General features: G+C 64.2%; 27 protein-coding genes, 1 pseudogene and 1 riboswitch. Of the genes and pseudogenes, 13 read left to right on the forward strand and 15 right to left on the reverse strand.

Annotated features, from left to right (window positions below; all coding sequences use genetic code 11):
* Positions 1-185: 185 nt before the first annotated feature.
* The 11 genes and pseudogenes from PSO31014_RS07575 (at position 186) to ureG (ending at position 8648) form a co-directional block, all read left to right on the forward strand.
* Complete coding sequence (locus tag PSO31014_RS07575) at positions 186-956, forward strand: transporter substrate-binding domain-containing protein (protein ID WP_150551231.1); 771 nt, start codon at positions 186-188, stop codon at positions 954-956.
* Positions 957-996: 40 nt separating this feature from the next.
* Complete coding sequence (locus tag PSO31014_RS07580) at positions 997-1683, forward strand: amino acid ABC transporter permease (protein ID WP_150551041.1); 687 nt, start codon at positions 997-999, stop codon at positions 1681-1683.
* Positions 1680-2330, forward strand: a complete 651-nt coding sequence (locus tag PSO31014_RS07585; protein ID WP_150551042.1) for an amino acid ABC transporter permease — start codon at positions 1680-1682, stop codon at positions 2328-2330. Before PSO31014_RS07580 ends, PSO31014_RS07585 begins: the two co-directional genes overlap by 4 nt.
* The gene (locus PSO31014_RS07590; RefSeq protein ID WP_150551043.1) at positions 2317-3039 is read left to right on the forward strand and encodes an amino acid ABC transporter ATP-binding protein; all 723 of its coding nucleotides are present in this window, start codon (positions 2317-2319) and stop codon (positions 3037-3039) included. The genes PSO31014_RS07585 and PSO31014_RS07590 overlap by 14 nt, the downstream gene beginning before the upstream one ends.
* 162 nt (positions 3040-3201) lie before the next feature.
* Positions 3202-3504, forward strand: a complete 303-nt coding sequence (locus PSO31014_RS07595) for an urease subunit gamma (RefSeq protein WP_150551044.1) — start codon at positions 3202-3204, stop codon at positions 3502-3504.
* Positions 3505-3737: 233 nt separating this feature from the next.
* On the forward strand, positions 3738-4313 hold the full coding sequence (locus tag PSO31014_RS07600; RefSeq protein ID WP_150551045.1) for a HupE/UreJ family protein: 576 nt from the start codon (positions 3738-3740) through the stop codon (positions 4311-4313).
* 45 nt (positions 4314-4358) lie between these two features.
* Positions 4359-4664 carry an urease subunit beta gene (locus PSO31014_RS07605; RefSeq protein WP_150551046.1) on the forward strand — a complete coding sequence of 102 codons (306 nt, stop codon included), beginning with the start codon at positions 4359-4361 and terminating at the stop codon, positions 4662-4664.
* The gene (gene ureC / locus PSO31014_RS07610) at positions 4661-6361 is read left to right on the forward strand and encodes an urease subunit alpha (RefSeq protein ID WP_017234020.1); all 1701 of its coding nucleotides are present in this window, start codon (positions 4661-4663) and stop codon (positions 6359-6361) included. The genes PSO31014_RS07605 and ureC overlap by 4 nt, the downstream gene beginning before the upstream one ends.
* A 60-nt stretch (positions 6362-6421) precedes the next feature.
* A pseudogene (gene ureE, locus PSO31014_RS07615) lies at positions 6422-7060 on the forward strand (urease accessory protein UreE); the annotation flags it as partial.
* A gap of 142 nt (positions 7061-7202) precedes the next feature.
* Entirely contained in the window at positions 7203-7928 is a 726-nt protein-coding gene (locus PSO31014_RS07620) for an urease accessory protein UreF (RefSeq protein WP_150551048.1), read from the forward strand.
* 81 nt (positions 7929-8009) lie between these two features.
* Positions 8010-8648 (forward strand): urease accessory protein UreG, encoded by a 639-nt coding sequence (ureG, locus tag PSO31014_RS07625; RefSeq protein WP_017234017.1) that lies wholly within the window; start codon positions 8010-8012, stop codon positions 8646-8648.
* Positions 8649-8680: 32 nt separating this feature from the next.
* Here ureG and PSO31014_RS07630 read toward each other — a convergent pair whose 3' ends face one another.
* From PSO31014_RS07630 to PSO31014_RS07695, 14 genes are all read right to left on the reverse strand, one after another.
* Positions 8681-8983 (reverse strand): type II toxin-antitoxin system RelE/ParE family toxin, encoded by a 303-nt coding sequence (locus tag PSO31014_RS07630; RefSeq protein ID WP_165385220.1) that lies wholly within the window; start codon positions 8981-8983, stop codon positions 8681-8683.
* On the reverse strand, positions 8980-9399 hold the full coding sequence (locus PSO31014_RS07635) for a hypothetical protein (protein ID WP_150551050.1): 420 nt from the start codon (positions 9397-9399) through the stop codon (positions 8980-8982). Before PSO31014_RS07635 ends, PSO31014_RS07630 begins: the two co-directional genes overlap by 4 nt.
* A gap of 147 nt (positions 9400-9546) precedes the next feature.
* A complete protein-coding gene (locus tag PSO31014_RS07640) occupies positions 9547-10512 on the reverse strand; it encodes a TraB/GumN family protein (protein WP_150551051.1) in 966 nt (321 codons plus the stop codon).
* Between the two features lie 32 nt (positions 10513-10544).
* Positions 10545-11591, reverse strand: coding sequence for a peptide ABC transporter ATP-binding protein (locus PSO31014_RS07645; protein WP_246176479.1), 1047 nt, complete (start codon positions 11589-11591; stop codon positions 10545-10547).
* A complete protein-coding gene (locus tag PSO31014_RS07650) occupies positions 11588-12592 on the reverse strand; it encodes an ABC transporter ATP-binding protein (RefSeq protein ID WP_150551052.1) in 1005 nt (334 codons plus the stop codon). Before PSO31014_RS07650 ends, PSO31014_RS07645 begins: the two co-directional genes overlap by 4 nt.
* Positions 12589-13509 carry an ABC transporter permease subunit gene (locus tag PSO31014_RS07655; protein WP_150551053.1) on the reverse strand — a complete coding sequence of 307 codons (921 nt, stop codon included), beginning with the start codon at positions 13507-13509 and terminating at the stop codon, positions 12589-12591. The genes PSO31014_RS07650 and PSO31014_RS07655 overlap by 4 nt, the downstream gene beginning before the upstream one ends.
* Positions 13510-13521: 12 nt before the next feature.
* On the reverse strand, positions 13522-14526 hold the full coding sequence (locus PSO31014_RS07660) for an ABC transporter permease subunit (protein ID WP_150551054.1): 1005 nt from the start codon (positions 14524-14526) through the stop codon (positions 13522-13524).
* 229 nt (positions 14527-14755) lie between these two features.
* A complete protein-coding gene (locus PSO31014_RS07665) occupies positions 14756-16396 on the reverse strand; it encodes an ABC transporter substrate-binding protein (RefSeq protein ID WP_150551055.1) in 1641 nt (546 codons plus the stop codon).
* A 204-nt stretch (positions 16397-16600) separates the two neighbouring features.
* On the reverse strand, positions 16601-17431 hold the full coding sequence (gene metF / locus PSO31014_RS07670) for a methylenetetrahydrofolate reductase [NAD(P)H] (RefSeq protein WP_017234009.1): 831 nt from the start codon (positions 17429-17431) through the stop codon (positions 16601-16603).
* Between the two features lie 26 nt (positions 17432-17457).
* Positions 17458-18297 carry a TlyA family RNA methyltransferase gene (locus PSO31014_RS07675; RefSeq protein WP_150551056.1) on the reverse strand — a complete coding sequence of 280 codons (840 nt, stop codon included), beginning with the start codon at positions 18295-18297 and terminating at the stop codon, positions 17458-17460.
* 47 nt (positions 18298-18344) lie between these two features.
* Positions 18345-18704, reverse strand: coding sequence for a phage holin family protein (locus tag PSO31014_RS07680; RefSeq protein ID WP_150551057.1), 360 nt, complete (start codon positions 18702-18704; stop codon positions 18345-18347).
* 176 nt (positions 18705-18880) lie between these two features.
* Entirely contained in the window at positions 18881-20296 is a 1416-nt protein-coding gene (gene ahcY / locus PSO31014_RS07685; protein ID WP_150551058.1) for an adenosylhomocysteinase, read from the reverse strand.
* 32 nt (positions 20297-20328) lie between these two features.
* Positions 20329-20454, reverse strand: a riboswitch (S-adenosyl-L-homocysteine riboswitch).
* 117 nt (positions 20455-20571) lie between these two features.
* Complete coding sequence (locus PSO31014_RS07690) at positions 20572-21255, reverse strand: LrgB family protein (RefSeq protein ID WP_150551059.1); 684 nt, start codon at positions 21253-21255, stop codon at positions 20572-20574.
* A gap of 70 nt (positions 21256-21325) precedes the next feature.
* Positions 21326-21769, reverse strand: a complete 444-nt coding sequence (locus tag PSO31014_RS07695; protein ID WP_150551060.1) for a CidA/LrgA family protein — start codon at positions 21767-21769, stop codon at positions 21326-21328.
* 196 nt (positions 21770-21965) lie between these two features.
* On the opposite strand from PSO31014_RS07695, the gene PSO31014_RS07700 reads away from it, so the two are divergent.
* Positions 21966-22910 (forward strand): LysR family transcriptional regulator, encoded by a 945-nt coding sequence (locus PSO31014_RS07700; protein ID WP_150551061.1) that lies wholly within the window; start codon positions 21966-21968, stop codon positions 22908-22910.
* Between the two features lie 93 nt (positions 22911-23003).
* Entirely contained in the window at positions 23004-23777 is a 774-nt protein-coding gene (locus PSO31014_RS07705) for an exodeoxyribonuclease III (RefSeq protein ID WP_150551062.1), read from the forward strand.
* 88 nt (positions 23778-23865) lie between these two features.
* Here PSO31014_RS07705 and PSO31014_RS07710 read toward each other — a convergent pair whose 3' ends face one another.
* Complete coding sequence (locus tag PSO31014_RS07710) at positions 23866-25161, reverse strand: AmpG family muropeptide MFS transporter (RefSeq protein ID WP_150551063.1); 1296 nt, start codon at positions 25159-25161, stop codon at positions 23866-23868.
* Positions 25162-25196: the final 35 nt, after the last annotated feature.

The following is a 25196-nucleotide window of genomic DNA, read 5'->3' on the forward strand; positions in this document are numbered from 1 at the left end:
TCACTGTATCGACCGGTCAGACCAGATGTGCCGGCCGCCGGAACACTCCTGTTACCGGAATGCTTCGCCCCCCGATCCCCGAGGTTGCCTCTATGCTGCCGTTCATTCGTAGTGCCTTCTCTCACGACACCATTGCCACCACGCTCGGCGCACGCGCACGGGCCCGTCGCGCTTTCGCCACGCTGATGCTGGCCGTGAGCGCCATCACCGTCTTCGCCGTGGCAGTGCCGCGCAGCGCGCATGCCGACGGACTCGACGACATCATCAAGCGTGGCACCCTGCGCGTGGCCGTGCCGCAAGACTTCCCGCCGTTCGGCTCGATCGGTGCCGACATGAAGCCGGTCGGCTACGACATCGACGCTGCCGCCTTGCTCGCCAAGGGCATGGGCGTGAAGCTGGAGCTGGTGCCGGTGACGAGCGCCAACCGCATTCCCTACCTCACGACGAACAAGGCCGACCTGGTGATCTCCAGCCTCGGCAAGAACGCCGAGCGCGAGAAGGTCATCGATTTCTCGCAAGCGTATGCGCCGTTCTACAACGGCGTGTTCGGGCCGAAGGATCTCGCGGTGTCCAAGCCTGCCGATCTGTCGGGCAAAACGGTCGGCGTGACGCGCGGTGCCGTCGAAGACCTCGAACTCTCGAAGATCGCCCCGGCCGACGTCACGATCAAGCGCTTCGAAGACAACAACGGCACGATCTCGGCGTTCCTCTCCGGGCAGGTGCAACTGGTCGCCACGGGCAACGTCGTGGCAGCGGCCATTCTCGCCAAGCACCCGCCCAAGCTGCCTGAGCCGAAGTTTCTCATCAAGAACTCGCCGTGCTTCGTCGGCCTGAACAAGAACGAGCCGCGGTTGCTCGCCAAGGTCAACGACATTCTCGCCGCCGCGAAGAAAGATGGCGCGCTGAGCAACATCTCGCAGAAGTGGCTCGGCATGCCGCTGCCGACGAATCTCTGATCTCGACGTCCCGCCCCTCGCGACTCCTCACCGGCTTCACATGCATTACGTTCTCGATTTTGCCGATCTGCGGCAATACCTGATGCTCTTCGTTCGCGGCGCCGCGCTGACGGTTGCGCTCACGGCCGTATCCACGGTCGCGGGCGTGGCCGTCGGCGCGCTGTGCGCCGTCGCCCGCGAGGAAGGCGCGGTGTGGCTCAAAGCCCTCACCGGGCTGTACGTCGAGCTGATCCGCAACACGCCGTTCATCGTGCAGCTCTTCTTCATCTTCTTCGGACTGCCGAGTCTTGGCATTCATATCGACGAGACGACCGCCGCCGTCCTCGCCATGAGTGTGAACCTCGGCGCGTACGCCACCGAGATCATTCGCGCCGGCATGCGCGCGGTGCCGCGCGGTCTTTCCGAAGCCGGACTGTCGCTCGCCATGACGCGCGGCCAGATCCTGCGTCATGTGATCTTGCCGCAGGCGTTTGCCAAGGTGTTCCCGGCGCTCGCCAGCCAGATCGTGATCGTGATGCTGGGGTCGGCCGTCGTCTCGCAGATCTCCGTGCCCGATCTGTCGTACGCCGCCAACTTCGTGCAGTCGCGCACGTTCCGGGCGTTCGAGAGCTATCTGATCGTCACCGCGGTGTACCTTGTGCTCGCGATTGCACTGCGTCGTGTGCTGATGCGCTGCGCACGGCGCCTCTTTCGCGGCACGGTCAAAGTCAAGGCAGGTGCCCGATGATCGAGTTCTCGACGTGGGACATGCTGCGTGGACTGCTGCTCGCCGCCCGCTGGACACTCGCGCTGTCGGCCATCGCCTTCGTCTGCGGCGGCGGTGTCGCCCTGATGTTGCTTGTCGTGCGCGTTGGACGCGTTGCCTGGGCAGCACGCGCCGTGGCGCTGTATATCGAAGTGTTCCAGGGCACGCCACTGCTCATGCAGTTGTTCCTGGTGTTCTTCGGCTTGCCGCTGCTCGGTCTCGACGTCTCGCCCTGGGTCGCGGCGGCCGCGTGCCTCACGCTCTACACGAGCGCCTATCTCACGGAAATCTGGCGCGGCTGCGTCGACGCGGTTCCGCACGGCCAATGGGAAGCCTCGTCGAGTCTCGCCATGCGTTACGGCGAACAACTGCGCCACGTGATCTTGCCGCAAGCGCTGCGCATTGCCATCGCGCCCACGGTCGGCTTCTCGGTGCAGGTGGTCAAGAGCACGGCGCTGGCGTCGATCATCGGTTTCGACGAACTCACCAAGACTGGCACCATGCTCACCAACGCGACGTTCCAGCCGTTCACCGTGTACGGCCTCGTCGCGCTGCTCTACTTTGCTGCCTGCTATCCGCTGTCGCTGTGGGCGCGCCATCTCGAAAGGAAACTCCATGTCGCTCATTGAAGTCAGGGGCATGCAAAAGCGCTTCGGCGAGACCCCGGTGCTCAAGGGCATCGACCTCGACGTCGAGCGCGGTCAGGTCGTGTCGATCATCGGCAAAAGCGGCTCGGGAAAGAGCACCTTGCTGCGCACGCTCAACGGCCTGGAGCGTTTCGACGCGGGCAGTGTCGCCGTCGAGGGCGTGCACGTCGGCGCGCGCGACACCGATCTGCGCGCCCTGCGTCTGAAAGTCGGCATGGTGTTCCAGCAGTACAACCTGTTTCCGCATCTGTCGGCCGGCGAAAACGTGATGCTCGCGCAGAAGGTGGTGAAGAAAACGCCTGGCGCCGAAGCGCGCGACGTTGCCCGCGTCATGCTCGATAAGGTAGGACTGGCCGACAAGTTCGACAGCTATCCATCGCAGCTCTCGGGCGGTCAACAGCAGCGTGTGGCGATTGCCCGCTCGCTCGCCATGCGTCCGGCCGTGATGCTGTGCGACGAGATCACCTCGGCGCTGGATCCCGAGTTGGTCGCCGAAGTGCTGGGGGTGCTCGAAAACCTCGCCGCCGAAGGCATGACGCTGATTCTCGTCACGCACGAGATGCGCTTCGCCCGTCACGTGTCGGACCGCGTGGTGTTCATGCATCAGGGCAAGATCTGGGAGTCCGGTGCGCCGGAAACCCTCTTCACGCAACCGTCGACCCCGGAATTGCAGCGCTTTCTCTGCCAATGACGACGCCGATGACCGACACCTGCCGCCGCGTCGTTTCGCACAGTTTTGGTGCGTGCCGCGCAGGCGGCAAAACCCAGTGGCGCGGACAAGAACGTGCGCCTATGATGTGCGGCAACGGCGACCGCCCCCGACCCTTTCGCATTGACGTTCCCCCCGTTCACGATGAAGCTCACTCCGCGCGAAAAAGACAAGTTGCTCATTTTCACCGCCGCCCTGCTCGCCGAACGTCGGCGTGCGCGCGGGCTGAAACTGAATTACCCGGAGGCCGTAGCCTTCATCAGCGCCGCCCTCATGGAAGGCGCGCGCGACGGACGCACCGTGGCCGACCTGATGCATTACGGCACCACGCTGCTTTCGCGCGACGATGTGATGGACGGCGTGCCCGAAATGATCCCGGACATTCAGGTCGAAGCCACGTTTCCGGACGGCACGAAGCTCGTCACCGTGCACCACCCGATTCCCTGAAGGGTGCACGCGCGCAATGCCGAGCGTGCGGTGATGGCCGTCATCGCCGCTCGCACTCGTTCTCCGTTGTCCTTCGCTTCGCATTCGATTCTCTGTCGTCGACAACCCCATCTTAAGGACGTCTCATGTCAGTGGCCCGCCTCCCTGTTGCCCATGATGCCCATGAAGTGACCGTCGCGTGCGCGGCGGATGCTTCCCCGGCCCGCGGTCGCACGTACCCTCGCGTCGTGCGTATGACGACTGGCCTCGCGCTGCTCGCCGCATCGAGTCTCGCGTTCGCGCACCCCGGTCATCCCGGCCATGACGCGGCCGGCAGCTTCGTTGCGGGCTTCGTGCATCCGCTCACCGGCGCCGATCACCTTTGCGCCATGATCGTGGTGGGCTTGTGGAGTGCACTCACGTCGAAACGTGTCTGGCTCGCCCCGTTGGCTTTCGTCGCCATGCTTGCCGCAGGCGGGTTGCTCGGCATGTCGTACGGCGCTGCGCTGCCGGGCGTGGAGCCGATGATTGCCGTCTCTCTACTCGTGCTGGGACTGATGCTCGCGACGCGCGCGAAGCTGCCCGGCGCAGCGGGTGCCGCCGTTGTCGGCGCATTCGCGATCTTCCATGGTGTGGCTCACGGTGCGGAATTGCCGGCCGAGGCGAGCGCCATGCATTACATGGCCGGCTTTCTGCTCGCGACCGGCGTGCTGCACAGTCTGGGCATCGTCGCCGGCGTTGCGCTGCGTCGCCGTACCGCGTGGTTGCCTCGCGTGCTCGGGGCGGGCGTGCTCGCCTACGGCGCGGCGCTGCTCGTCGCGGCGACCTGAACGCCCAAGGTTGCGCGCATCCTTCCATTCCTCCAAGAGACGCTCATGATTCCCGGAGAACTGTTGCCCGCCGCAGGTGACATCACGCTGAACGAGGGTCGCCCGACCCTGCGCGTGAGCGTTGCCAACACCGGCGATCGCCCGATCCAGATCGGCTCGCATTTTCACTTCTACGAAGTCAACGACGCGCTGCAATTCGACCGCGAAGCGACGCGCGGCTTTCGCCTGAACATTGCGTCCGGCACCGCGGTGCGCTTCGAGCCGGGGCAACAACGCACGGTCGAACTGGTCGCGCTGGCGGGGGACCGCCGCGTCTTCGGCTTCGCCGGTCGCGTGATGGGGGCGCTATGAAAATTTCACGCCGCGCCTATGCGGAAATGTTTGGCCCCACCACGGGCGACCGGCTGCGACTCGCCGACACGGAACTCATCGTCGAGATCGAGCGCGACTACACGATCTATGGCGAAGAGGTGAAGTTCGGCGGCGGCAAGGTGATTCGCGACGGCATGGGCCAATCGCAGCGCACGCGCGCCGACGTCGTGGATACCGTCATCACCAACGCCGTCATCATCGACCACTGGGGTATCGTCAAAGCCGACATCGGGCTCAAGGACGGCCGGATCTGGGGCATCGGCAAGGCGGGCAATCCGGACATCCAGCCCGGCGTGACCATTCCGCTGGGCGGCGCCACGGAAGTGATCGCCGGCGAAGGCATGATCGTCACGGCAGGCGGCATCGACTCGCACATCCACTTCATTTGCCCGCAACAAATCGACGAAGCGCTGTCGTCCGGCGTGACCACGCTGCTCGGCGGCGGCACCGGGCCGGCGACCGGCACGAACGCCACCACCTGCACGCCGGGGCCGTGGCACCTGGAGCGCATGCTGCAAGCGGCCGACGGCTGGCCGATCAACCTCGGCTTTCTCGGCAAGGGCAACGTCAGCCAGCCCGCCCCGCTGATGGAGCAGATCGAGGCCGGCGCGATCGGCCTGAAGCTGCACGAAGACTGGGGCTCCACGCCAGCGGCCATCGACGCCTGCCTGTCGGTGGCCGATGCGACCGACACGCAGGTCGCTATCCACACCGACACGCTCAACGAGGGCGGCTTCGTGGAAGCCACCGTTGCGGCCATCAAGGGCCGCACGATCCACACGTACCACACCGAGGGCGCCGGGGGCGGTCACGCACCGGACATTCTCAAAGTGTGCGGCGAGGCGAACGTGCTACCGTCGTCCACCAACCCGACGCGGCCGTATACCATCAACACGCTCGACGAGCATCTCGACATGTTGATGGTCTGCCATCACCTCGACCCGGCCATCGCGGAAGACATTGCGTTCGCCGAATCGCGCATTCGTCGCGAGACGATTGCCGCCGAAGACATTCTGCATGACCTCGGCGCACTGTCGATGATCTCGTCGGACTCGCAGGCCATGGGGCGCGTTGGCGAAGTCGTCATGCGCACATGGCAGACCGCGCACAAGATGAAGGTGCAGCGTGGCGCGCTCGGCACCGACTCGGCACAGGCCGATAACTTTCGCGTCAAACGCTACGTGGCGAAGTACACCATCAACCCGGCAATCACGCATGGCATGGCCCATGAGATCGGCTCGGTGGAGGTCGGCAAATGGGCCGACCTGGTCCTGTGGGAACCGGCGTTCTTCGGCGTGAAGCCGTCGCTGATTCTCAAGGGCGGCATGATTACGTCAGCGCTCATGGGGGACCCGAACGCGTCCATCCCGACGCCTCAGCCGGTGCACTATCGCGAAATGTTCGGCGCGCGCGCCGGGGCGCTGGCGCGCACGTCGCTCACGTTTGTGTCGCAAGCGGCGTACGATGGCGACGTGGCCGGCCGCTATGGACTGGCCAAGCGCATCGTGCCGGTGCGCAATATCCGGCAGGTGACCAAGGCCAACATGATCCACAACGACTGGCTGCCGCATATCAGCGTCGATCCCGAGACCTATCAGGTGATCGCCGACGGGCAGTTGCTGACCTGCGAGCCTGCGAGCGTGCTGCCGATGGCGCAACGTTACTTTCTATTCTGATCTATGTCGCAAGCCCCCGAATCGCCCCCCCCGGCAGATAACGCCGCCCCTTCCACGACGCTGCGCCGCGTCGAGAAACGCCTCGAGGCCGGACGCCTGGCTGCGCCGCTCATGCGGCGTGCCCCGGCGCTCGTGCTGCCGTTCGATGCGCGCAGCAAGAGCCGCCTGCGCGCCACGCTGGAGACCGGCGAAGACGTCGCCCTGTTCCTGCCGCGCGGCACCGTGCTGCGCGGCGGTGACGGGCTCGTGGCCGACGACGGTGGCCTCATTCGCGTGGAAGCCGCCCCCGAGACGGTGCTGCTCGTCACGGCCGCCACGCCGCTCGCGCTGACCCGCGCGGCATACCATCTCGGCAATCGGCATACGCCTGTCGAAGTGGGCGATGGTTATCTCAAGCTCGAATACGACCCGGTGCTGCGCGACATGTTGCTGCGACTCGACGTCGACGTAGCCGAAGCCCTGATGCCGTTCGAACCCGAAGCGGGGGCCTATGGCGGCGGACACAAGCACGGTCACGACGCGACCTTCGCCGAAGACATGGCGCTCGCTCAGCGCGTGTTCCATGAGCATCATGGACATTCTCACGACCATGACCATGACCACGGGCACGGGCACGGGCACGGGCACGGGCACGGGCACGATCATGACCATGTTCACGGCCCGGGGTGCCATCACGATCACACGTCGGGGCACGTGCATGGTCCCGATTGCACGCACGCGCACGCCCACGACGATCATCACGGCCATGCCCATGTTCACGGCCCCGATTGCGGGCACGACCATTCCCATACGCCGGACAGCACCACTGCCGGCAATGCGCCTTTCCCTGTGAGTCCGACCGATGACGGCAAGCCTGGCCAGTCCTCTCACTGAACCGGTTGCCACAGCGCCGCTGCAATCGCTCGCCGCGCTGCTGCATCTCGCCTCTCCGGCGCTGCCCATCGGCGCGTTCAGCTATTCGCAAGGGCTCGAAGCCGCAGTGGAACACGGCATCATTCACGATGCCCCGAGCGCCGAGCGCTGGATTGCCAGCCAGCTCGACGGCATATTCACGGCCGGCGAGATGGCCCTGCTCGCCAGACAGTGGCGCCACTGGCAAGCCGGCGATGTCGCGTCGATCACCCGTGTGAACGATTGGCTACTCGCCACGCGCGAGGCGGCCGAGTTGCGTGCGGAAACCGAGCAGATGGGCTGGTCGCTCACGCAACTGGCGATCTCCCTCGAATGGGGAGATCCGGTACAGCGCGAACACCTGTCCTCGCTGCGTCCGATCGCGTTGCCAACGGCCTTCGCCTTCGCGGCGCTGACGCATGGCGCTGCGCTGCTGGACACGCTCGTCGCTTACGCGTTCAGTTGGCTCGAGAATCAGGTGGCCGGCGCGCTCAAGGCCGTGCCGCTCGGACAATTGGCCGCGCAACGGGTAATCGTGGCATTGCGCCCTCGTGTGGTCGATGCCGCGCATCGAGCCGCGTCGTTGCCTGACGACCAGATCAATACGTTTTCTCCGGCGCTCGCGATTCTCGCGTCGCGTCACGAGACACAGTATTCACGCCTGTTCCGTTCGTGAGACGCGATACGTCGCGTCCTCGATTTTCGTCATTTCGCTATTTCGTCACCTCTCCTTTTTCCGCCACCTACGACATTCGCCATGACGACTTCTGCCAACGCCCGTCGTACCAAGAAGAATCCGCCGCTGCGTGTCGGCATCGGAGGCCCGGTCGGCTCCGGCAAGACCACCCTGACCGAGATGCTCTGCAAAGCCATGCGCGAGCGCTACGATCTCGTCGTCATCACCAACGACATCTATACGAAGGAAGACCAGCGCCTGCTCACGGTTGCTGGCGCGCTGGCGCCCGAGCGCATCCTTGGCGTCGAGACCGGCGGTTGCCCGCACACGGCCATCCGGGAGGATGCATCGATCAACCTCGAGGCCGTCGAGCGCATGCTCGAACGCTTTCCTGACGCCGACGTGGTGTTCATCGAATCAGGCGGCGACAACCTCGCGGCCACGTTCAGTCCCGAACTCTCGGATCTCACGATCTACGTGATCGACGTGGCCGGTGGCGAGAAGATCCCCCGCAAGGGCGGCCCCGGCATCACCAAGTCCGATCTCCTCGTCATCAACAAGACCGACCTTGCCCCCTACGTCGGCGCATCGCTGGACATCATGCGTTCGGATACGCAAAAGATGCGCGGCATGCGTCCGTTCGTCATGGGGAACATGAGAGAAGGCAAAGGCCTTCAGGAGATCATTCGTTTTATCGAGGCACGGGGGATGCTGGCTTGAGGTCATGCACGAAGCCGCCGGCCGGGGACACGTCAGTCGTGGAACGGGTAGTCCCTGGGCGGCCAGGGACGACTGACGTTGTGTAATGACAGGATGGTGACCGCGTTCTCCTTTAATCGATAGATGAGTTTGTAGCGTTTATGGGGCACCAACACCCGGGTGTTCCCCGCCCTGTGCGGACGCCCCATCGCCGGAAAACACCGCAGATGCCTAAGCGCGCGCTCCACGGACACATTCAGGTTCAAGGCTGCGCTGGGGCTGGCATTCGACAACTGGTTCCAGAGGATGACGCGTTCGCGCAGGGCATATTCCGACCAACGAATCGTCACACTCACAGCGAATCCAACAGCCTCCGGCGATATTCGGCGAACTGGGCGCTGACCACCTCATCAGGTACCGTGCGCCCGGCGTCGGCGTCCCGCAGCCCCAGGAGGATGCCCACAAACTCGTCGACGTGGATCTCGCTGGGGTCATGCGGGAACTCGAAATACGCTTCATTGAGGTCGACGGAGCATCCGGTCTTTACGACTTCGCTGGGCAGCTTGCGGCCGGCGGCCACGTCGGCAAGTCCGCGGATCGTTGCGTCGTAGAGGATCTGCGCCTCTTCTTCAACGCTGAGCGCGTAATGCTCTACGGCCTCAACTGGCTCTACGGGCTCAACTGGCTCAGACGACTCGGAAGGCGTGGAAGGAATGGCATGCACCGGCGCTTGGCGCGCGACGAGATCGGCGCTTTGATCGACAATTTGCATCGTGACTCCTGACTAGGATTTGGGCGGGGGGCCACTCACACGAGTGCGACCAAATTAATCGTCAGGGATGGGTGAAGTCAATCGGGTGGGCTTGTTTCTCGGGCGATTCCTAGCCGGATCGCCCGCCTGTCTCAGGTCCGTTTCAGACTACCGCTGCGCCACGGAAAATCCATGCTCCCGCAGCAGTTGCAGCACCCCATGCGGGCCGCCGAGATGGAGCGTGCCAACGGCGACGAAGACCGGCTTGCCCGGGTCCGCCAGAAACAGCATGCGCGCCAGAAAACGTCGATTGCGCGAGTACAGAATGCGCTCGTCGATGGCGTCGGCGAGTGCCACGTTGCGCCGCACTTGCGCCGCCTTGCCCTGAGACCAGTCGAACACCAGCTCGGCATCCCCGGCCCGCCACAGACGGTGCAACTCCTCTACCTGCGCCGTGGCGGTCTTGGGTGTGAGCACCAGCTCCTGCGCCAGCAGTTCGTTTTGCTGAGCCGACGTCAGTCCGGTGAAGGCATCCATCTGCTCCGCCAGCGATTCGAGACCGACGATGCGCCCGCGATAGATGTTCTCCAACTGGTTCTCGGTGCCGTACTCCGTTTGCAGATCGGCCCCCATCGAATCCAGCGTCTCGACGAGCAGCGCCGCCAGCCACGGGCGCATGTGACGAATCTCGGCCAGCATCGCCGGATTGCCCTTGAGACGCGCGCGCAGCTTACGCCACAGCGGCCCCGGGATCAGCCTCGGCAGACAGGCGCGTGAGCACATGCCGTACTTCTGCACGTCGTCCTGGGACATCGTCAGGTCGTCGGGCGACAACTCGAACGCCACCACCGACGACACGCGCAGCGCATCGACCACGACTTTACGAAACGGGTAGTCGTCCGGCTTGCCGACGTGCAGGGTACCCATCACGTAGATGGTCATGTCGCCCTTGCGGGCTTCGTAGAACGGGAGATTGGCGCCGGGCGGCGATTCGCCCGGCTCGGGCACGACCAGCGGCAGCGTTCGCGGCGCCACGGCTTGCGGCGTCGCGATCGACGCCGCGTCCAGCGTGATGGCGAACGTCATCAGCAGGCAACCGAGCAGCCAGCCGGCCAATGCAACGCCCCGACTCACATGCGTCGCGCGTGGTGGTCCACCCAATCTCGTCATCCCTCAATGTCTTCAACCCGATGGCACGCCACCAGACGCCCGTCGAGCTTGCGCAGTTGCGGCACTTCTTCGCGGCAACGGTCTATCGCGTACGGACAGCGCGGTGCAAACGCACACCCCGGCGGTGGCCGCAGCGGCGAGGGCAACTCGCCAGTCAGCGCCATCTTCACGCGCCGCTCGGCGGCCTTGATCGCCGGCGTCGCCGACATCAGCGCCTTGGTGTACGGATGCAGCGGATTGCCGAACACGGCGGCCTTGGGGCCGTGTTCGACCGCGCGGCCGAGATACATCACCATGACGTCGTCGGCCACATGCTCGACCACGGCGAGATTATGCGACACGAATACGTAACTCGTCGCGTATCGGTCCTGCAAATCCATGAAAAGATTCAGGATCTGTGCCTGAATTGAAACATCCAGGGCCGAAACCGGCTCGTCCGCGACCACGATGGCCGGCGACAGGATCATCGCCCGGGCAATCGCCACCCGCTGCCGCTGCCCGCCAGAGAACATGTGCGGATAACGCGCCACATGTTCCGGACGCAGCCCCACCGTGCGCATCATCGCCGCAATCGTCTCACCGCGTTCGGCACGACTCGCCGACGTATTGATGGCCAGCGGCTCGTCGAGCGCCTGCCCCACCGTCTTGCGAGGGTTGAGCGACGCATACGGGTTTTGGAACACCATCTGGATCCGCGTGCGCAGCGGCGCCAGCGCCCCCGCCGAGGCCGCCGTGGTCTCGGTCGCGTCGACCACGAGTCTGCCGGACGTCGGCGCTTCGATCAACGTCAGCACCCGCGCCAGCGTCGATTTGCCGCACCCCGACTCGCCGACCACGGCCAGCGTACGACCGGCGGCCAGCGTGAACGACACGCCGTTGAGCGCCTTGACCGTGGCCTGTGGGCGCATGAAGCCACGATTGACGGCGTAAAAGCGCGTCAAATCGTGCGCGGCCAGCACCACGCGGCTGCCGTCGCGGCCAGCCTCATGCGCGGCCGGGGCCTGCGGCACTCCCGGAGGTGTCGCGAAAACGGTTTCACTCATTGCGCTCCTCCTGTCGTCTGTTCGCCCGCTACCGCATGTGGCAGCGGCTTGAAGCATCGCACCTGGGGCGAGCCCGACGCGTTCGGCCCGACGTACGGCGTCAACGCCGGGGGCACCGTGCGGCAATGCTCGTCGGCATACGGGCAACGTGGCGAAAGCAGACAGCCCGTCGGACGATCGTCGCGCCCCGGCACCATGCCCGGCAACGTACGCAGTCGCCGCACACCCCGGTTGTGCTCGGGAATCGCTGCGAGCAACGCCTCCGTGTAGGGATGATGCGGGGCATCGAACAGCGCCGGCACCTGCTGGTTCTCGATCACCTGCCCCGCATACATGACGGCCACCCGGTGCGCGACTTCGGCCACCACGGCGAGATCATGTGAAATCAGCACGAGCGCCATGCCGTGATCCTTCTGCAACTGCAGCAGCAAGGCCATGATCTGCGCCTGGATGGTGACGTCGAGCGCCGTGGTCGGCTCGTCGGCGATGAGCAGCTTCGGGCGACAGGCAATCGCCATCGCAATCATCACCCGCTGGTTCATCCCGCCGGAGAGTTGATGCGGATAAGCGCCGACCCGGTTCGCGGCATCGGGAATTTCGACCTGCTCCAGCAACTCGACGACGCGATCGTGCAACGCACGTCCGCGCAGCCCCATGTGGCGGCGCAACACCTCGGCGATCTGATAGCCAACGGTGTAGCTCGGATTCAGGCTGGAAAGCGCGTCCTGAAAGATCATCGACACGTCGCGGCCGACGATGCCGCGCCGCTCGCGCGCCGACGCGCGCAGCAGATCGCGTCCGTCGAAGCGTACTTCGTCGGCACGTACGCGGCCGGGCGCGTCGACCAGCCCCATGAGCGCGAGCATCGTCACGCTCTTGCCCGAACCGGATTCGCCGACCACGCCAAGAATCTCACCCTGGCCGACGTCGAGGTCGATAGCCTCGACGGCGCGTGCGCCATCGAAGTCGACCGAAAGATTTCGAATGGAGAGCAGACTCATGCGATTCGCTTCAATTTGGGGTCGAGTGCATCGCGCAGGCCGTCGCCGACCAGATTGATGGCGAGCACCGAGATGACGATCGCAAGTCCCGGCAGCGTCACAATCCACCAGGCACTTTCCATGTAGTCGCGCGCGGAGGCGAGCATCGAGCCCCACTCCGCGAGCGGCGGTTGCACGCCCAGGCCGAGAAAGCCGAGCGCCGCCGCATCGAGAATGGCCACCGAAAAGCTCAGCGTTGCCTGCACGATGAGCGGTGCCGCGCAGTTCGGCAACACCGTCGAGAACATCAGGCGCAGCGTGCCCGCCCCGGCCATGCGCGAGGCAATGACATATTCGCGCTGCAACTCGCCGATCGCCGCCGCGCGCGTCAGACGCACATACGCCGGCAACGTCACGATCGCGATGGCGATGGTCGTGTTGGCGAGGCCCGGGCCGATCACGGCGACCACGGCCACGGCCAGCAACAGCGACGGCAACGCCATCATCATGTCCATCAACCGCATGATCGGCGTGTCGAGCCAGCGTGGGAAGAACGCCGCCAGCAGCCCGAGCAGAATGCCCGGAATCAGCGAGAGCACCACCGACGACAGGCCGATCCAGAACGACAGGCGTGCGCCATAGATCAAACGCGAAAGAATGTCGCGGCCGGCCTCGTCGGTCCCGAGCAGGAACTGAAGGTTGCCGCCATCGAACCAGGCGGGCGGAATCTTCACGAAGTCGCGGTATTGCTCGATGGGACTATGCGGCGCGATCCATGGCGCGAAGATCGCCGCCGCGAACATCGACAGCAGCACGATGGCCGCGGCCGTTGCACCACGGTTCGCGGTGAAGCTGCGCAGGAACTCCCGGAACAATCGCGCACGAGGCGTGGCCGTCACGGCGGCGGGGGGCGGCAGCGTAGCCGGTGTATCGCTCATGATTGACCTCCCTCAGTGCCGGATGCGCGGGTTGACGACGCCATAGAGCACGTCGACCAGCAGGTTGACCAGAATCACGCCCGTTGCGATGAGCAAAATGCCGCCCTGCACCACCGGATAGTCGCGTCGCAGAATGGCATCGATCAGCCATTTGCCGATGCCGGGCCACGAGAACACGTTCTCGGTCAGCACCGCACCGGCGAGCAGCGCGCCGACTTGCAGACCGATCACGGTGATGACCGGAATCAGCGCATTGCGCAACGCATGCACGACGATCACGCGCCACGGCGAGAGTCCCTTCGCACGCGCCGTACGGATATAGTCCTCGCGAAGCACTTCGAGCATGGCCGAGCGCGTCATGCGGGCAATCACCGCGAGCGGCACGGTGCCGAGCACGATGGTGGGCAGGACCAGATGACTCACCGCTGAACTGAACGCCCCTTCGTCGCCCGAGAGCAATGTGTCGATGAGCAGGAAGCCGGTCACGTGCGGCACGTCGTACTCCACGCCAATGCGTCCGGACACGGGTGTCCATTGCAGGTAGACGGAGAAGAACATGATGAGCAGCAGGCCCCACCAGAAAATCGGCATGGAGTAGCCCGTGAGGGCCGCGCCCATCGTGGTGTGATCGAGCATTTTTCCGCGTCGCAGCGACGCCGCCACGCCGGCGGGCAAGCCGACGGCGAGCGCGAAGATCATCGCGCACAGGGCAAGTTCGAGCGTCGCGGGAAAGCGGGCGAAGAACTCGTGAAGCACCCCCTCGTTGGTGACGATGGAGCGCCCGAGGTCGCCTTGCGCCGCGTGCTTCAGATAGACGAAATATTGCGTGGCGAGCGGCTGATCGAGACCCAGGCGCTTCATCGCCTCGGCGTGCATGACAGGGTCGAGATTTCGCTCGCCCACGAGCACTTCGATCGGATCGCCGGGAATCAGGTGAATGAGCGCGAACGCCAGGACAGTGATGCCGATGAACGTCGGGATCACCATGCCCAGTCGTCTCATGACGAATCTCAGCATAGGAGGTTTCCGTGGGGGCTTCGCGCACCGCCCGTCCCCTGTGCGGGGACGGATGGCGCTATGCCGCGTGAATCAATCATGGACGATCCTTTGTCCTGTTGCGGCAGGCAGACCCGGGCGCGGCGGCCGAGTCTGCCTGCGTGATACCGGGATGACGACGGGGGGCGACAGGTAGCGACCGACACCCGGCGTCAGCCGGATGCGGTCATCATCGCGCCCGCCGGGCGCCTTACTCCAACGATACGCCAATGAAGCTGTTGCGGCCGAACGGGCTCAGCTTGAAGCCCTTCACGTTCGTGGCCATCGGCTTGTACTGCGTGGAGTGCGCGATGGGCGAGAACGGCAATTGTTGCGCGAAGATCTCCTGTGCCTGCGTGTAGAGCTTCGTGCGCAAGGCGACGTCCGTGGTCTGGCGTGCTTGCTTGATGAGATCGTCGAACGGCTTGTAGCACCACTTCGAGAAGTTGTTGCCGTTGACTGAATCGCAGCCGAGCAACACACCGAGCCAATTGTCCGGGTCGCCGTTGTCGCCGGTCCAGCCAATGAGCAACGCGTCGTGCTCGCCCGCCTTGGCGCGCTTGATGTACTCACCCCACTCGTACGTGACGATATTGGCCTTCACGCCGATCTTCGCCCAATCGGCCTGAATCATCTCGGCCATGAGCTTGCCGTTCGGGTTATACGGACGTTGCACCGGCATGGCCCACAGCGTGATTTCCATGTTCTTCACGCCCGCCTTCTCAAGCAGCGCACGGGCTTTCTCCGGATCGTAGCCGGCCGACTTGATGTTCTTGTCGTAGGACCACTGCGTCGGCGGCATCGGCGCGCCGTTCGACAACTGACCGGCCGAGCCATAGACAGACTGGAGAATCGCCTTCTTGTTGATCGCCATGTCGAGTGCCTGGCGCACTTCCACACGATCGAGCGGCTTCTTCTGCACGTTGTACGCCACGTAGCCGAGGTTGAAGCCGACCTGGTCCGGCATCTTGAGCTTCGACGCCTTGCCCTGCGCCGCGATCTCGGCCTTGAGCGCATCGACATCGGCCGGGCGCGGGTAGGTCGTGATCTGGCATTCGTTGCGCTTGAGCTTCTGAATGCGGACGTTGGCGTCGGTCGTGATCGCGAAGATCAGCTTGCTGACCTTCGGCGGCAGACTCGTGTTCCAGTATTCCTTGTTGCCATCGAAACGCAGCGTGGCGTCTTTCGTATAGCTGCGGAAGATGAACGGCCCGGTACCGACCGGCTTGAGCGCGATATCGCGAGCGTTGTTCGCCGCGAGCAGTTTGTCGGCGTACTCCTTCGAGAGGATCGAGGCGAATGACATCGCCAGGTTCTGAAGGAACGGGGCGTCGACCTTCTTCAGCACGAAGCGCACGGTGTACGGATCAACGACCTCGATGTGGTCGATATCAGCCTGCAGACCCATGTCGACGAAATACGGAAACTCTGTCGGATAGGCTTTGCGGAACGGCATGTCGCGATCGCCCATGCGATCGAAGGTGAACTTTACATCCTCGGCATTGAAGTCGCGCGTGGGCTTGAAATATTCGGTGGTGTGGAACTTGACGCCCTTGCGCAGATGGAATGTGTAGATCTTGTTGTCCGGCGAGATGTCCCACGACGCCGCGAGTGAGGGCAACACGCCCGTCTCGCCCGGCTTGAACGCGATCAAGCGATTGTAGATGGCGTCGGCAGGATCGAAATCGGTGCCGGTGGTGAGCTGGCCCGGATCGAAGCCGGCCGGGCTGCCCTCGGAGCAGTACACGAGGGTCTTGTTCGGGATTTCGACAGCTGCGGCGGGCCGGATCACGGCCACACCGGCAAGCAACGTCGCAGCCAAAAGCAAACGCAGGGTGTGAGTCTGTTTCATAGGCTCCTCGGGATCGGATGTGATGCCCGGCAACGGTCTGTCGCCGAGCCTACCGGGGATATTACTGAAGCTTCCCCCCTGCCACAACACGCCAAATCCCTAGCAAACCGCCTATTTGTGGTGTTTTTGATTAGGAAATCACTGAATTGTGATTAAAATTGACTTCCCATCCGACCACCGTTCGGCCAACGATTTCGCGACGCGTTACAGACCGAGTCGCTGCCACATCGCCTTCGTGGCCGACGCCGCGTTGAGGGTATAGAAGTGCAATCCGGGCACGCCCTGCGCGAGCAGCCGCTCGCATAGCGCCGTCACCACATCGAGTCCGAACGCGCGGATCGAATCGCGGTCGTCGCCAAAGCCTTCGAGACGCTTGGCAATCCAGCGCGGCACTTCAGCACCGCACATCTCCGAGAAGCGCATCATCTGCGAATAGTTCGTGATCGGCATGATGCCCGGCACGATCGGCACGTCGACACCGAGACGCGATGCATCGTCGACGAAACGGAAATACGCATCCGCATTGAAGAAGTATTGCGTGATGGCCGCGTTCGCGCCGGCCTTCACCTTGTGGGCGAAATGCTCGAGGTCCAGGCGCGGCGACTTCGCCTGCGGATGGTACTCCGGGTAGGCCGCCACCTCGATGTGGAACCATTCGCCGGTTTCGGCACGAATGAACTCGACCAGCTCCGACGCGTAACGAAACTCGCCGATCTCCCCCATCCCCGACGGCAGGTCGCCGCGCAGCGCCACGATGTGGCGGATGCCGTGTTGGCGGTACGTCTGCAGAATCTCGCGGATGTTGTCCTTGGTCGAACCGACGCAAGAAAGGTGGGGCGCCGCCTCCACGCCTTCGCGTTGGATTTCGACAACCGTATCGAGCGTACCCTGCTGCGTGGAGCCGCCGGCACCGAACGTCACCGAGACAAACTTGGGGCCGAGCGGGAAGAGTTGCTGGCGCGTGGCGCGCAGCTTCTCCGCGCCCTCCGCCGTCTTGGGCGGGAAGAATTCGAAACTGAAGGAAGGTTGCGTCATGATCGTTCTTTTATCGAGAGAGTCGTTCATGCCGCGCGCGTCGCGTGCACGAAGAACTCCCGGTTGCCGTCACCGCCAGCGATAGGACTGTCGAGCCAGGCGGCTACCGTCAGTCCCAACGTCTCACAGGCGGCGCGGATTTTTGTCTCCACTTGCGCATACTGCGCGGCATCTCGCACCAGGCCGCCGCGGCCAATGTGCTCACGCCCCACTTCGAACTGCGGTTTGACCAGCATCAGCAAATCGCCGGTCGCGCCCAGCAGCGGCGCCACGGCCGGCAACACCAGTGTGAGCGAAATGAACGACACATCGCCGACGATCAGGTCAAAGCCTGCCTCGGGGACAGCCGCCATCGTCGACGCCGGTTCGCCCTGTGCGCCGCCCTCCACCGCCTGCGGCACCAGACGCGCATCGAGCGTCTCACGCGACAGATGCCGCGCGTTGATCCCTTCGAGCGACACGAGCCGCGGCTCGCTCGCCAGACGTTGATGCAGTTGCCCGTGACCGACGTCGACCCCGACCACCCGCGCCGCCCCCGCCTGCAAGAGGCAGTCGGCAAAGCCGCCGGTCGACAACCCGACGTCGAGCGCCACGCGGCCGGTGACGTCGAGCCGCGTTTGCGCCAGCGCCCCCGCCAGCTTCAACCCGCCGCGCGAAACGTAGCGGTCCTCGCCGGGCAAGCCGTCGGCGGCGGCACGTACTTCCAGATCTTCGTCGCTCGCCACGACCTCGCTGGCTTTCTTCACCGCCGTTTCGGTGCCCGCGTAATAAACACGTGCGGCATCGATCAGACGTTGCGCGGCGGTGCGCGATGCGGCCAAGCCTCGGGCGACGAGGGCTTGATCGGCACGAAGGGCTTGCGACATGACGGCAAATTTCCTGCAATACAAGGTCGACGGCGACGCGTCGACCGTTACACGTTGGTAGCGCGGTCGCCGCCGAACACCAGCGCCGACAGAATCCACGAGATCAGGCTGTACAGCAGCGAGCCGAAGAGCGCCGCCCAGAAGCCCGAGACTTCAAAGCCCTTGACGACATGCGACGCCAGCCAGAACAACAGCGCGTTGATCACGAAGATGAACAACCCGAGCGTGAGCACCGTGACTGGCAACGTCAGCACGACGAGCAACGGCCGGAGAAACGCGTTGATCAGGCCGAGCACGATCGCAACGACCAGGGCCGTCCCGATGCCCTTGAGCTGAATGCCCGACACAACGTGCGGCAAAACGAGAAGTGCGATGGCATTGATGAGCCAAATCAGCAGCAGACGCATGGCAAGCTCCGAAGAACAGGCCAGTGCGGGAGATCGGTCCCGGCACCGGCAGTGACAAAACCCAACGCGGCGGCGTACACCGCCGCCGTGCAAAACCACGGCCCGTCACCCATGCCTTGAAGCGCATTGGTGACGGTCGGTGAGACACATGATCGATCGGTAGCGATCGCTACCGATCAATAACGGTAGTGCGCCGGCTTGAACGGACCGTTCTTGTCAACGCTGATGTAGTTCGCCTGATCGTCGGTGAGCACCGTCAGTTCGGCGCCGATACGTCCCAGGTGCAGGCGCGCGACCTTCTCGTCCAAATGCTTCGGCAGCACGTACACGCTGTTCTTGTACTTGTCGCCATGCACGAACAGTTCGATCTGCGCGAGCGTCTGATTGGTGAACGAGTTGCTCATCACGAACGACGGGTGGCCCGTGGCGCAGCCCAGGTTCACGAGGCGGCCTTCCGCCAGCAGGATGATGCGCTTGCCGTCCGGGAAGATGATGTGATCGACCTGCGGCTTGATGTTTTCCCACTCGTACTTGCGGGTCGACGCCACATTGATTTCCGAATCGAAGTGACCGATGTTGCACACGATGGCCTGGTGCTTCATGGCCGCCATGTGGTCGTGATCGATCACGTGGAAGTTACCCGTGGCCGTCACGAAGATGTCGGCCTTGTCGGCGGCGTAGTCCATCGTCACCACACGGTAGCCTTCCATCGCCGCCTGCAGCGCGCAGATCGGATCGATTTCCGTGACCCACACCGTGGCGCCAAGACCGCGCAGGCTTTGCGCGCAGCCCTTGCCCACGTCGCCGTAGCCCGCCACGAGGGCGATCTTGCCGGCGATCATCACGTCGGTCGCGCGCTTGATACCGTCGACCAGCGACTCGCGGCAGCCGTACAGGTTGTCGAACTTCGACTTGGTGACCGAGTCGTTCACGTTGATGGCCGGGAACGGCAGCGTGCCGTCCTTTTCCATCTGATACAGACGGTGCACGCCCGTGGTGGTTTCTTCGGTCACGCCCTGGATCTGGGCCAGACGCTTGCTGTACCACTGCGGATCGATGGCGATGTGGCGCTTGATCGACGCATACAGCGCGACTTCTTCCTCGTTGGTCGGGTTGCCGACAACCGACAGATCCTTCTCGGCCTTGCTGCCCAGAATCAGCAGCAGCGTGGCGTCGCCGCCGTCGTCGAGAATCATGTTGGCGAACTCGCCGTTCGGCCATTCGAAGATGCGGTGGCTGTATTCCCAGTATTCGTCGAGCGACTCACCCTTGAAGGCGAACACGGGGATCCCGGCGGCGGCGATGGCGGCGGCGGCGTGATCCTGCGTCGAGAAGATGTTGCACGAGGCCCAGCGCACTTCGGCGCCGAGGGCGATCAGCGTCTCGATGAGCACGCCCGTCTGGATGGTCATGTGCAGCGAGCCGGCGATGCGCGCGCCCTTGAGCGGCTGGCTCGCCTTGAATTCGGCACGCGTGGCCACCAGACCCGGCATCTCGCTCTCGGCGATGGTCAGCTCTTTGCGGCCCCAAGCAGCCAATTTGATATCGGCAACATGGAAATCGGAGAATTTTGAATCGACTACGGCGTTCATCACGCCTCCTTTCTCTAAAAGACTAGATAGTTGGGACGTGAGCGCCGTTCTTGGGGCCCACACGCCATGCGCTCCGGAGGAAACCGGCGGCCGGCGGGGCCAATAGGAAGGATCTTGAGCCTGGCAGCACGGTGGCTGTCGCAACGCTCCTCAAGACCCCGGCATTGTAGCAAAACTGATGCGCGCCGTCGGCGCAAGGGCGACGCCTGCAGGGATATTTTTTGAAGCGCACGCGCCGCGCACGCGATGGGCGCAGCCCCCGTGCCGACCCGCCGTCAGATGGGCAGATGCGCGAGCAACGGCGCGGCAAAGACCATCACGATGCCGTTGATCATCATGACGAGACTGGCCACGACGCCCTCTTCGCTGCCGATCTGGCGCGCCTTGGCGGTGCCGAAGCCGTGGGCCCCTGCGCCGAACGGCGCGCCGCGCGCCATGCGGGTGCGCAGCGGCAGCCACGACAGCAGCGCCTCGCCGAGCAGCATGCCGATGAACCCGGTAATGATGACGAAGAGCCCCACCAGATCGCGCGAGCCGCCGACCTTGTCGGAGACCGCGAGGGCAAACGGCGTCGAGATCGACCGGGCGAGCAGGCTGCGCGCCATTTCGGGGGGCAGCTCGAACAGGCGGGCCAGCACGAAGGAGCTACCCACGGCCACGATCATTGCGACGAGCACGCCGACGATCAGTGCAAAGGCATGTCGGCGAATGATGTCGCGATGCTCGTAGATCGGCACGGCAAACGCGATCGTCGTCGGGCCGAGCAGCCACACGAGCCAGCGCGAGTCGGAGATGTACGTCGTGTACGAAATGTCGCCGCCGACCATCACGGCGATGAGCAGGACCGGCGCCAGAATGGCCGGGCCGAGCCACACCTTGCCGAAGCGCGCATAGAGGCGCTTCGACACGTAATAGAAGACGACCGTGAGAACAAGCAGCAGGAGCGCCGTATGATTCATGGCAAGACCCGGCAAGCGCCAGCAGGATTGGGCACCGCTGCGACAGCGGCGACTTGGCACACGTCACGCATCAGCGGGCATCGTGCGCGTGCGCACGGCGAACGATGGCGCGCTTGAGATGACGCTCGGCGCGGCAGGCCAGATCGACCGCCAGCGCCGTCGAGACCATCACGAGCACCGTGCCGACGCCAATCACGGCGAGCAATTGCAGGCCTTCCTGGCGCAGCAGGTCGGTGTATTGCATGACGGCCGCGACCATCGGCACGAAGAAGAGAATCATTTCTGCCAGAAACCAGTCGGCACCACGCTTGATCTTCTCCGTCTTCAGCACGCCGCTCATGAGCAGTGCCACCACGGCGAGCAGACCCAGCACGCCGCCCGGCAGCGGGAGATGAAAATGACGCGATGCAGCATCCGCCACCAGGTAGATACCGGTGAGCAGCGCGATCTGCCAAACCACGTCAACCACGCCCTTGCTACGGCGATACATACGGCTGGCAATCATCTTGGTCATGGCGGGCTCCCGGGTGTGACATCAATATGAGACCGAGTATAGGAAGCACCGCAACATAAATATAATGAATTAGAATTATCAAATCGATTCCAAATTGGAATAATTTAAGTATTAACCCTAATGGTGCGTGAGGAAGCCATGCAGGACGGGGCTTTCCGGCTGATGGCACCAATACGGTGCAAACGAGAGATCCAAAATGGAACTGCGTGCGTTGCGAGGATTTGTGGAAGTGGTGCGACAGCAGAGCTTCACGGCGGCGGCCGAGGCGCTGTTTGTCACTCAGCCGACCGTGAGCAAGATGGTCAAGGTGATGGAAGACGAGTTGGGGACGCCGCTGATGTTGCGCGAGGAGCGCGGCATGGGGCGCAGGCTTCAGTTGACCGATGCGGGACGCGTTGTCTTCGAGCGCGGGCAGGATGTGCTCGCCGCCTACGCGCGCCTGCAGCAGGAGGTGGCCGATCTCGAGACGGTGGCGCGCGGCGAATTGTCGATCGGGATTCCGCCGCTCGGCGGCGACTTGTTCATCCCGGTGATCGGCGCGTTTCATCAGCACTATCCGGATATCGAGATGAAGCTCTTCGAAACCGGTTCGCGTGCCATCGAACAGGCGTTGCTGGCCGGCGACATCGAATTGGGCGCCGTGCTGCTGCCGGTCGATCCCACGATTCTCGACGTGCTGCCCGTGTGCCATTACCCGTTGCGGTTGATTGCACCGCGCGATTCACGCTGGGAAGGCCGCGCCTCCATCGGTCTGGGCGAATTGCGCGACGAACCGTTTGTCTTTTACGGCGAGGGATTTGCCTTGTCCGAACTGGTCATCACCGCATGTCGCCGCGCGGGCTTCACGCCCAAGATTGCGGGACGCTCCAGCCAGTGGGACTTCATTGCGTCGATGGTGGACAACGGCGTCGGCATTGCCTTGCTGCCCGAGCCCTTCTGCGCGCGGCTCGACCCGAAACGCTTCGTGATCGCGAACGTGCGCGACCCCGAGATTCCGTGGGATCTGGCGATGGCGTGGCGGCGCGACTCGTATCTGTCGCACGCGGCGCGACGCTGGCTCGCGCTCGCGCGCGACCTGCTCGGCCCGGGCGGCGACGGCGAGGCCAAGGCGGCCATCGCCGGCGGCGCCCGGCGGACGTGACACCTGGCCGTCGACCGGCGACCGGCTGGCGATTGCGGTATCCTTGCCGCTGACATTTTCCCCTTGCCGCGTCAGCGCGGCGCATCGACACTCATGCGCATCATTACCGCGAATCTGAACGGCGTGCGATCGGCCGCCAAGAAGGGCTTTTTCGAGTGGTTCGGCAATCAGGACGCCGACATCCTGTGCGTGCAGGAAATCAAAGCACAGTTGCCGGACATGACGCCGGACTTCCTCACGCCCCACGACTACCAGGGCCACTTCCATTACGCGCAGAAGAAGGGCTACAGCGGCGCGGGCGTCTACGTGCGGCGCGAGCCGGACGACGTCGTCGTCGGCTGGGGCAATGCGGAGTTCGATGCCGAGGGCCGCTATGTCGAAGTGCGTTACGGCAACCTGTCGGTGATCTCGGTGTACATTCCGTCGGGTTCGAGCGGTGAGGAACGACAGACCGCCAAGTTCCGCTTCATGGCCGACTTCATGCCGCATCTGCTCGCGCTCAAGGCGGCGGGACGCGAGGTCGTCCTGTGCGGCGACGTGAACATCGCGCACAAGGAAATCGACATCAAGAACTGGAAAGGCAACCTGAAGAACTCAGGCTTCCTGCCGGAAGAGCGCGCCTGGCTCACGCAGTTGTTCGACGACCACGGCTATGTCGACGTCTTCCGCACGCTCGACCCGCGCGCCGATCAATACACGTGGTGGAGCAATCGCGGACAAGCGTATGCGAAGAACGTCGGCTGGCGCATCGACTACCAGATCGCCACGCCCGGCATCGCCGGCAAAGCCAAGACGACCTCCGTGTTTCGCGACATCAAGTTCAGCGACCACGCGCCGCTCACGGTCGACTACGATCACGCGCTGTAATCCAGACGCCCAAGGGGCCGGCACGCTCGTGCCGCGCCCGAGCCATACCGTCACAGCGAAGGCGACGAAGGGTGCCGGCCCCCTCGCGTCAGCGCGACCCGCTTGCCGCGGGCACGCCATCGCCGTCGTCATCGTCGGCTCCCCAGGGGGCGACCTTCGGCAAGAGCAGCATGCCGGGCACAGCCAGCACCGTGCAGATGAGGAAGAACGTCACCCAGCCCACGCCGTCGACGATATACCCGGTGCCCGCGTTCGCGAACGTGCGTGGCACCGACGCCAGACTCGTGAACAGCGCGAACTGCGTCGCCGTGTAACGCGGGTCGGTTGTACGGGCGATGTAGGCGGTAAACGCCGCCGTGCCCAACCCGGCCGTGAACGCTTCGAAGGCGATCACCGCGCCCAGCCCCGTGACGACCGGCCCTGCCTTCGCCAGCCACGCGAAGCCCAACACCGACACCAGTTGCAGCACGCCGAACACCCATAGCCCACGGTTGATGCCGAGTTTGATTAGCCAGACCCCGCCGATGATGCCCCCCGCCACACTCGCCCACAGGCTCGTCGCCTTGGCGACCACGCCGATCTGCGTCTTCGTGAATCCCAGATCCAGGTAGAACGACGTGGCCAGCGACGTCGCCATCGAATCGCCCAACTTGTAGAGAAAGATAAACGCTAGCACCAACAGCGCCTGTGCCCAGCCGCCGCGCGTGACGAACTCGTGAAACGGCTCGACCACCGCCTCGCGCAGCGTCTTCGGCGGCGTGCCGCGAATCGCCGGCTCCTTGACGACGAGCGTCATCACGATGCCCGGCAGCATGAACGCCGCCGTCGCGAAGAACACCTGCGACCACGGCAGATGATCGGCCATGATGAGCGCCAGCGACCCCGGCACGAGTCCCGCCACCTTGTAGGCATTCACGTGCATCGCCGTGCCGAGCCCCTGCTCGCGGTCGGACAGCAACTCGCGCCGATAGGCATCCAGGGAAATGTCCAGACTGGCGCTGAAGAACGCCAGCGCGGCCGCGAGCGCGGCAATCGTCATCAGGTCGCGCTGCGGCGAATACGTTCCCATGAGCGCCACCACACCGGCCACCAGCAGTTGCGTGACGAACATCCAGCCGCGTCGCCGTCCCGGCTTCCATCCGAACACGTTGGGCGCGAAGCGATCCATGAGCGGCGCCCACAGGAACTTCCACGTGTACGGAAACTGGATAAGGGCGAACAGGCCGATGGCCTTCAGGTCCACGTGCTCACTGCGCAGCCACGCCTGCACGAGGTTGAGCAGGATGAACAGCGGCAAGCCGGAGGTGAAACCGAGAATCACGCAGATGAACATCCGCGTGGGGTGGAAGACGCGCCCGTCGTCGGGCGGCAGCGAATCGGTCATGGAAAGGACAGTTGGGGCCAGCCGCCCGCGGTGCA

This window comes from Pandoraea soli, from assembly GCF_902459595.1.
GTDB lineage: Bacteria > Pseudomonadota > Gammaproteobacteria > Burkholderiales > Burkholderiaceae > Pandoraea > Pandoraea cepalis.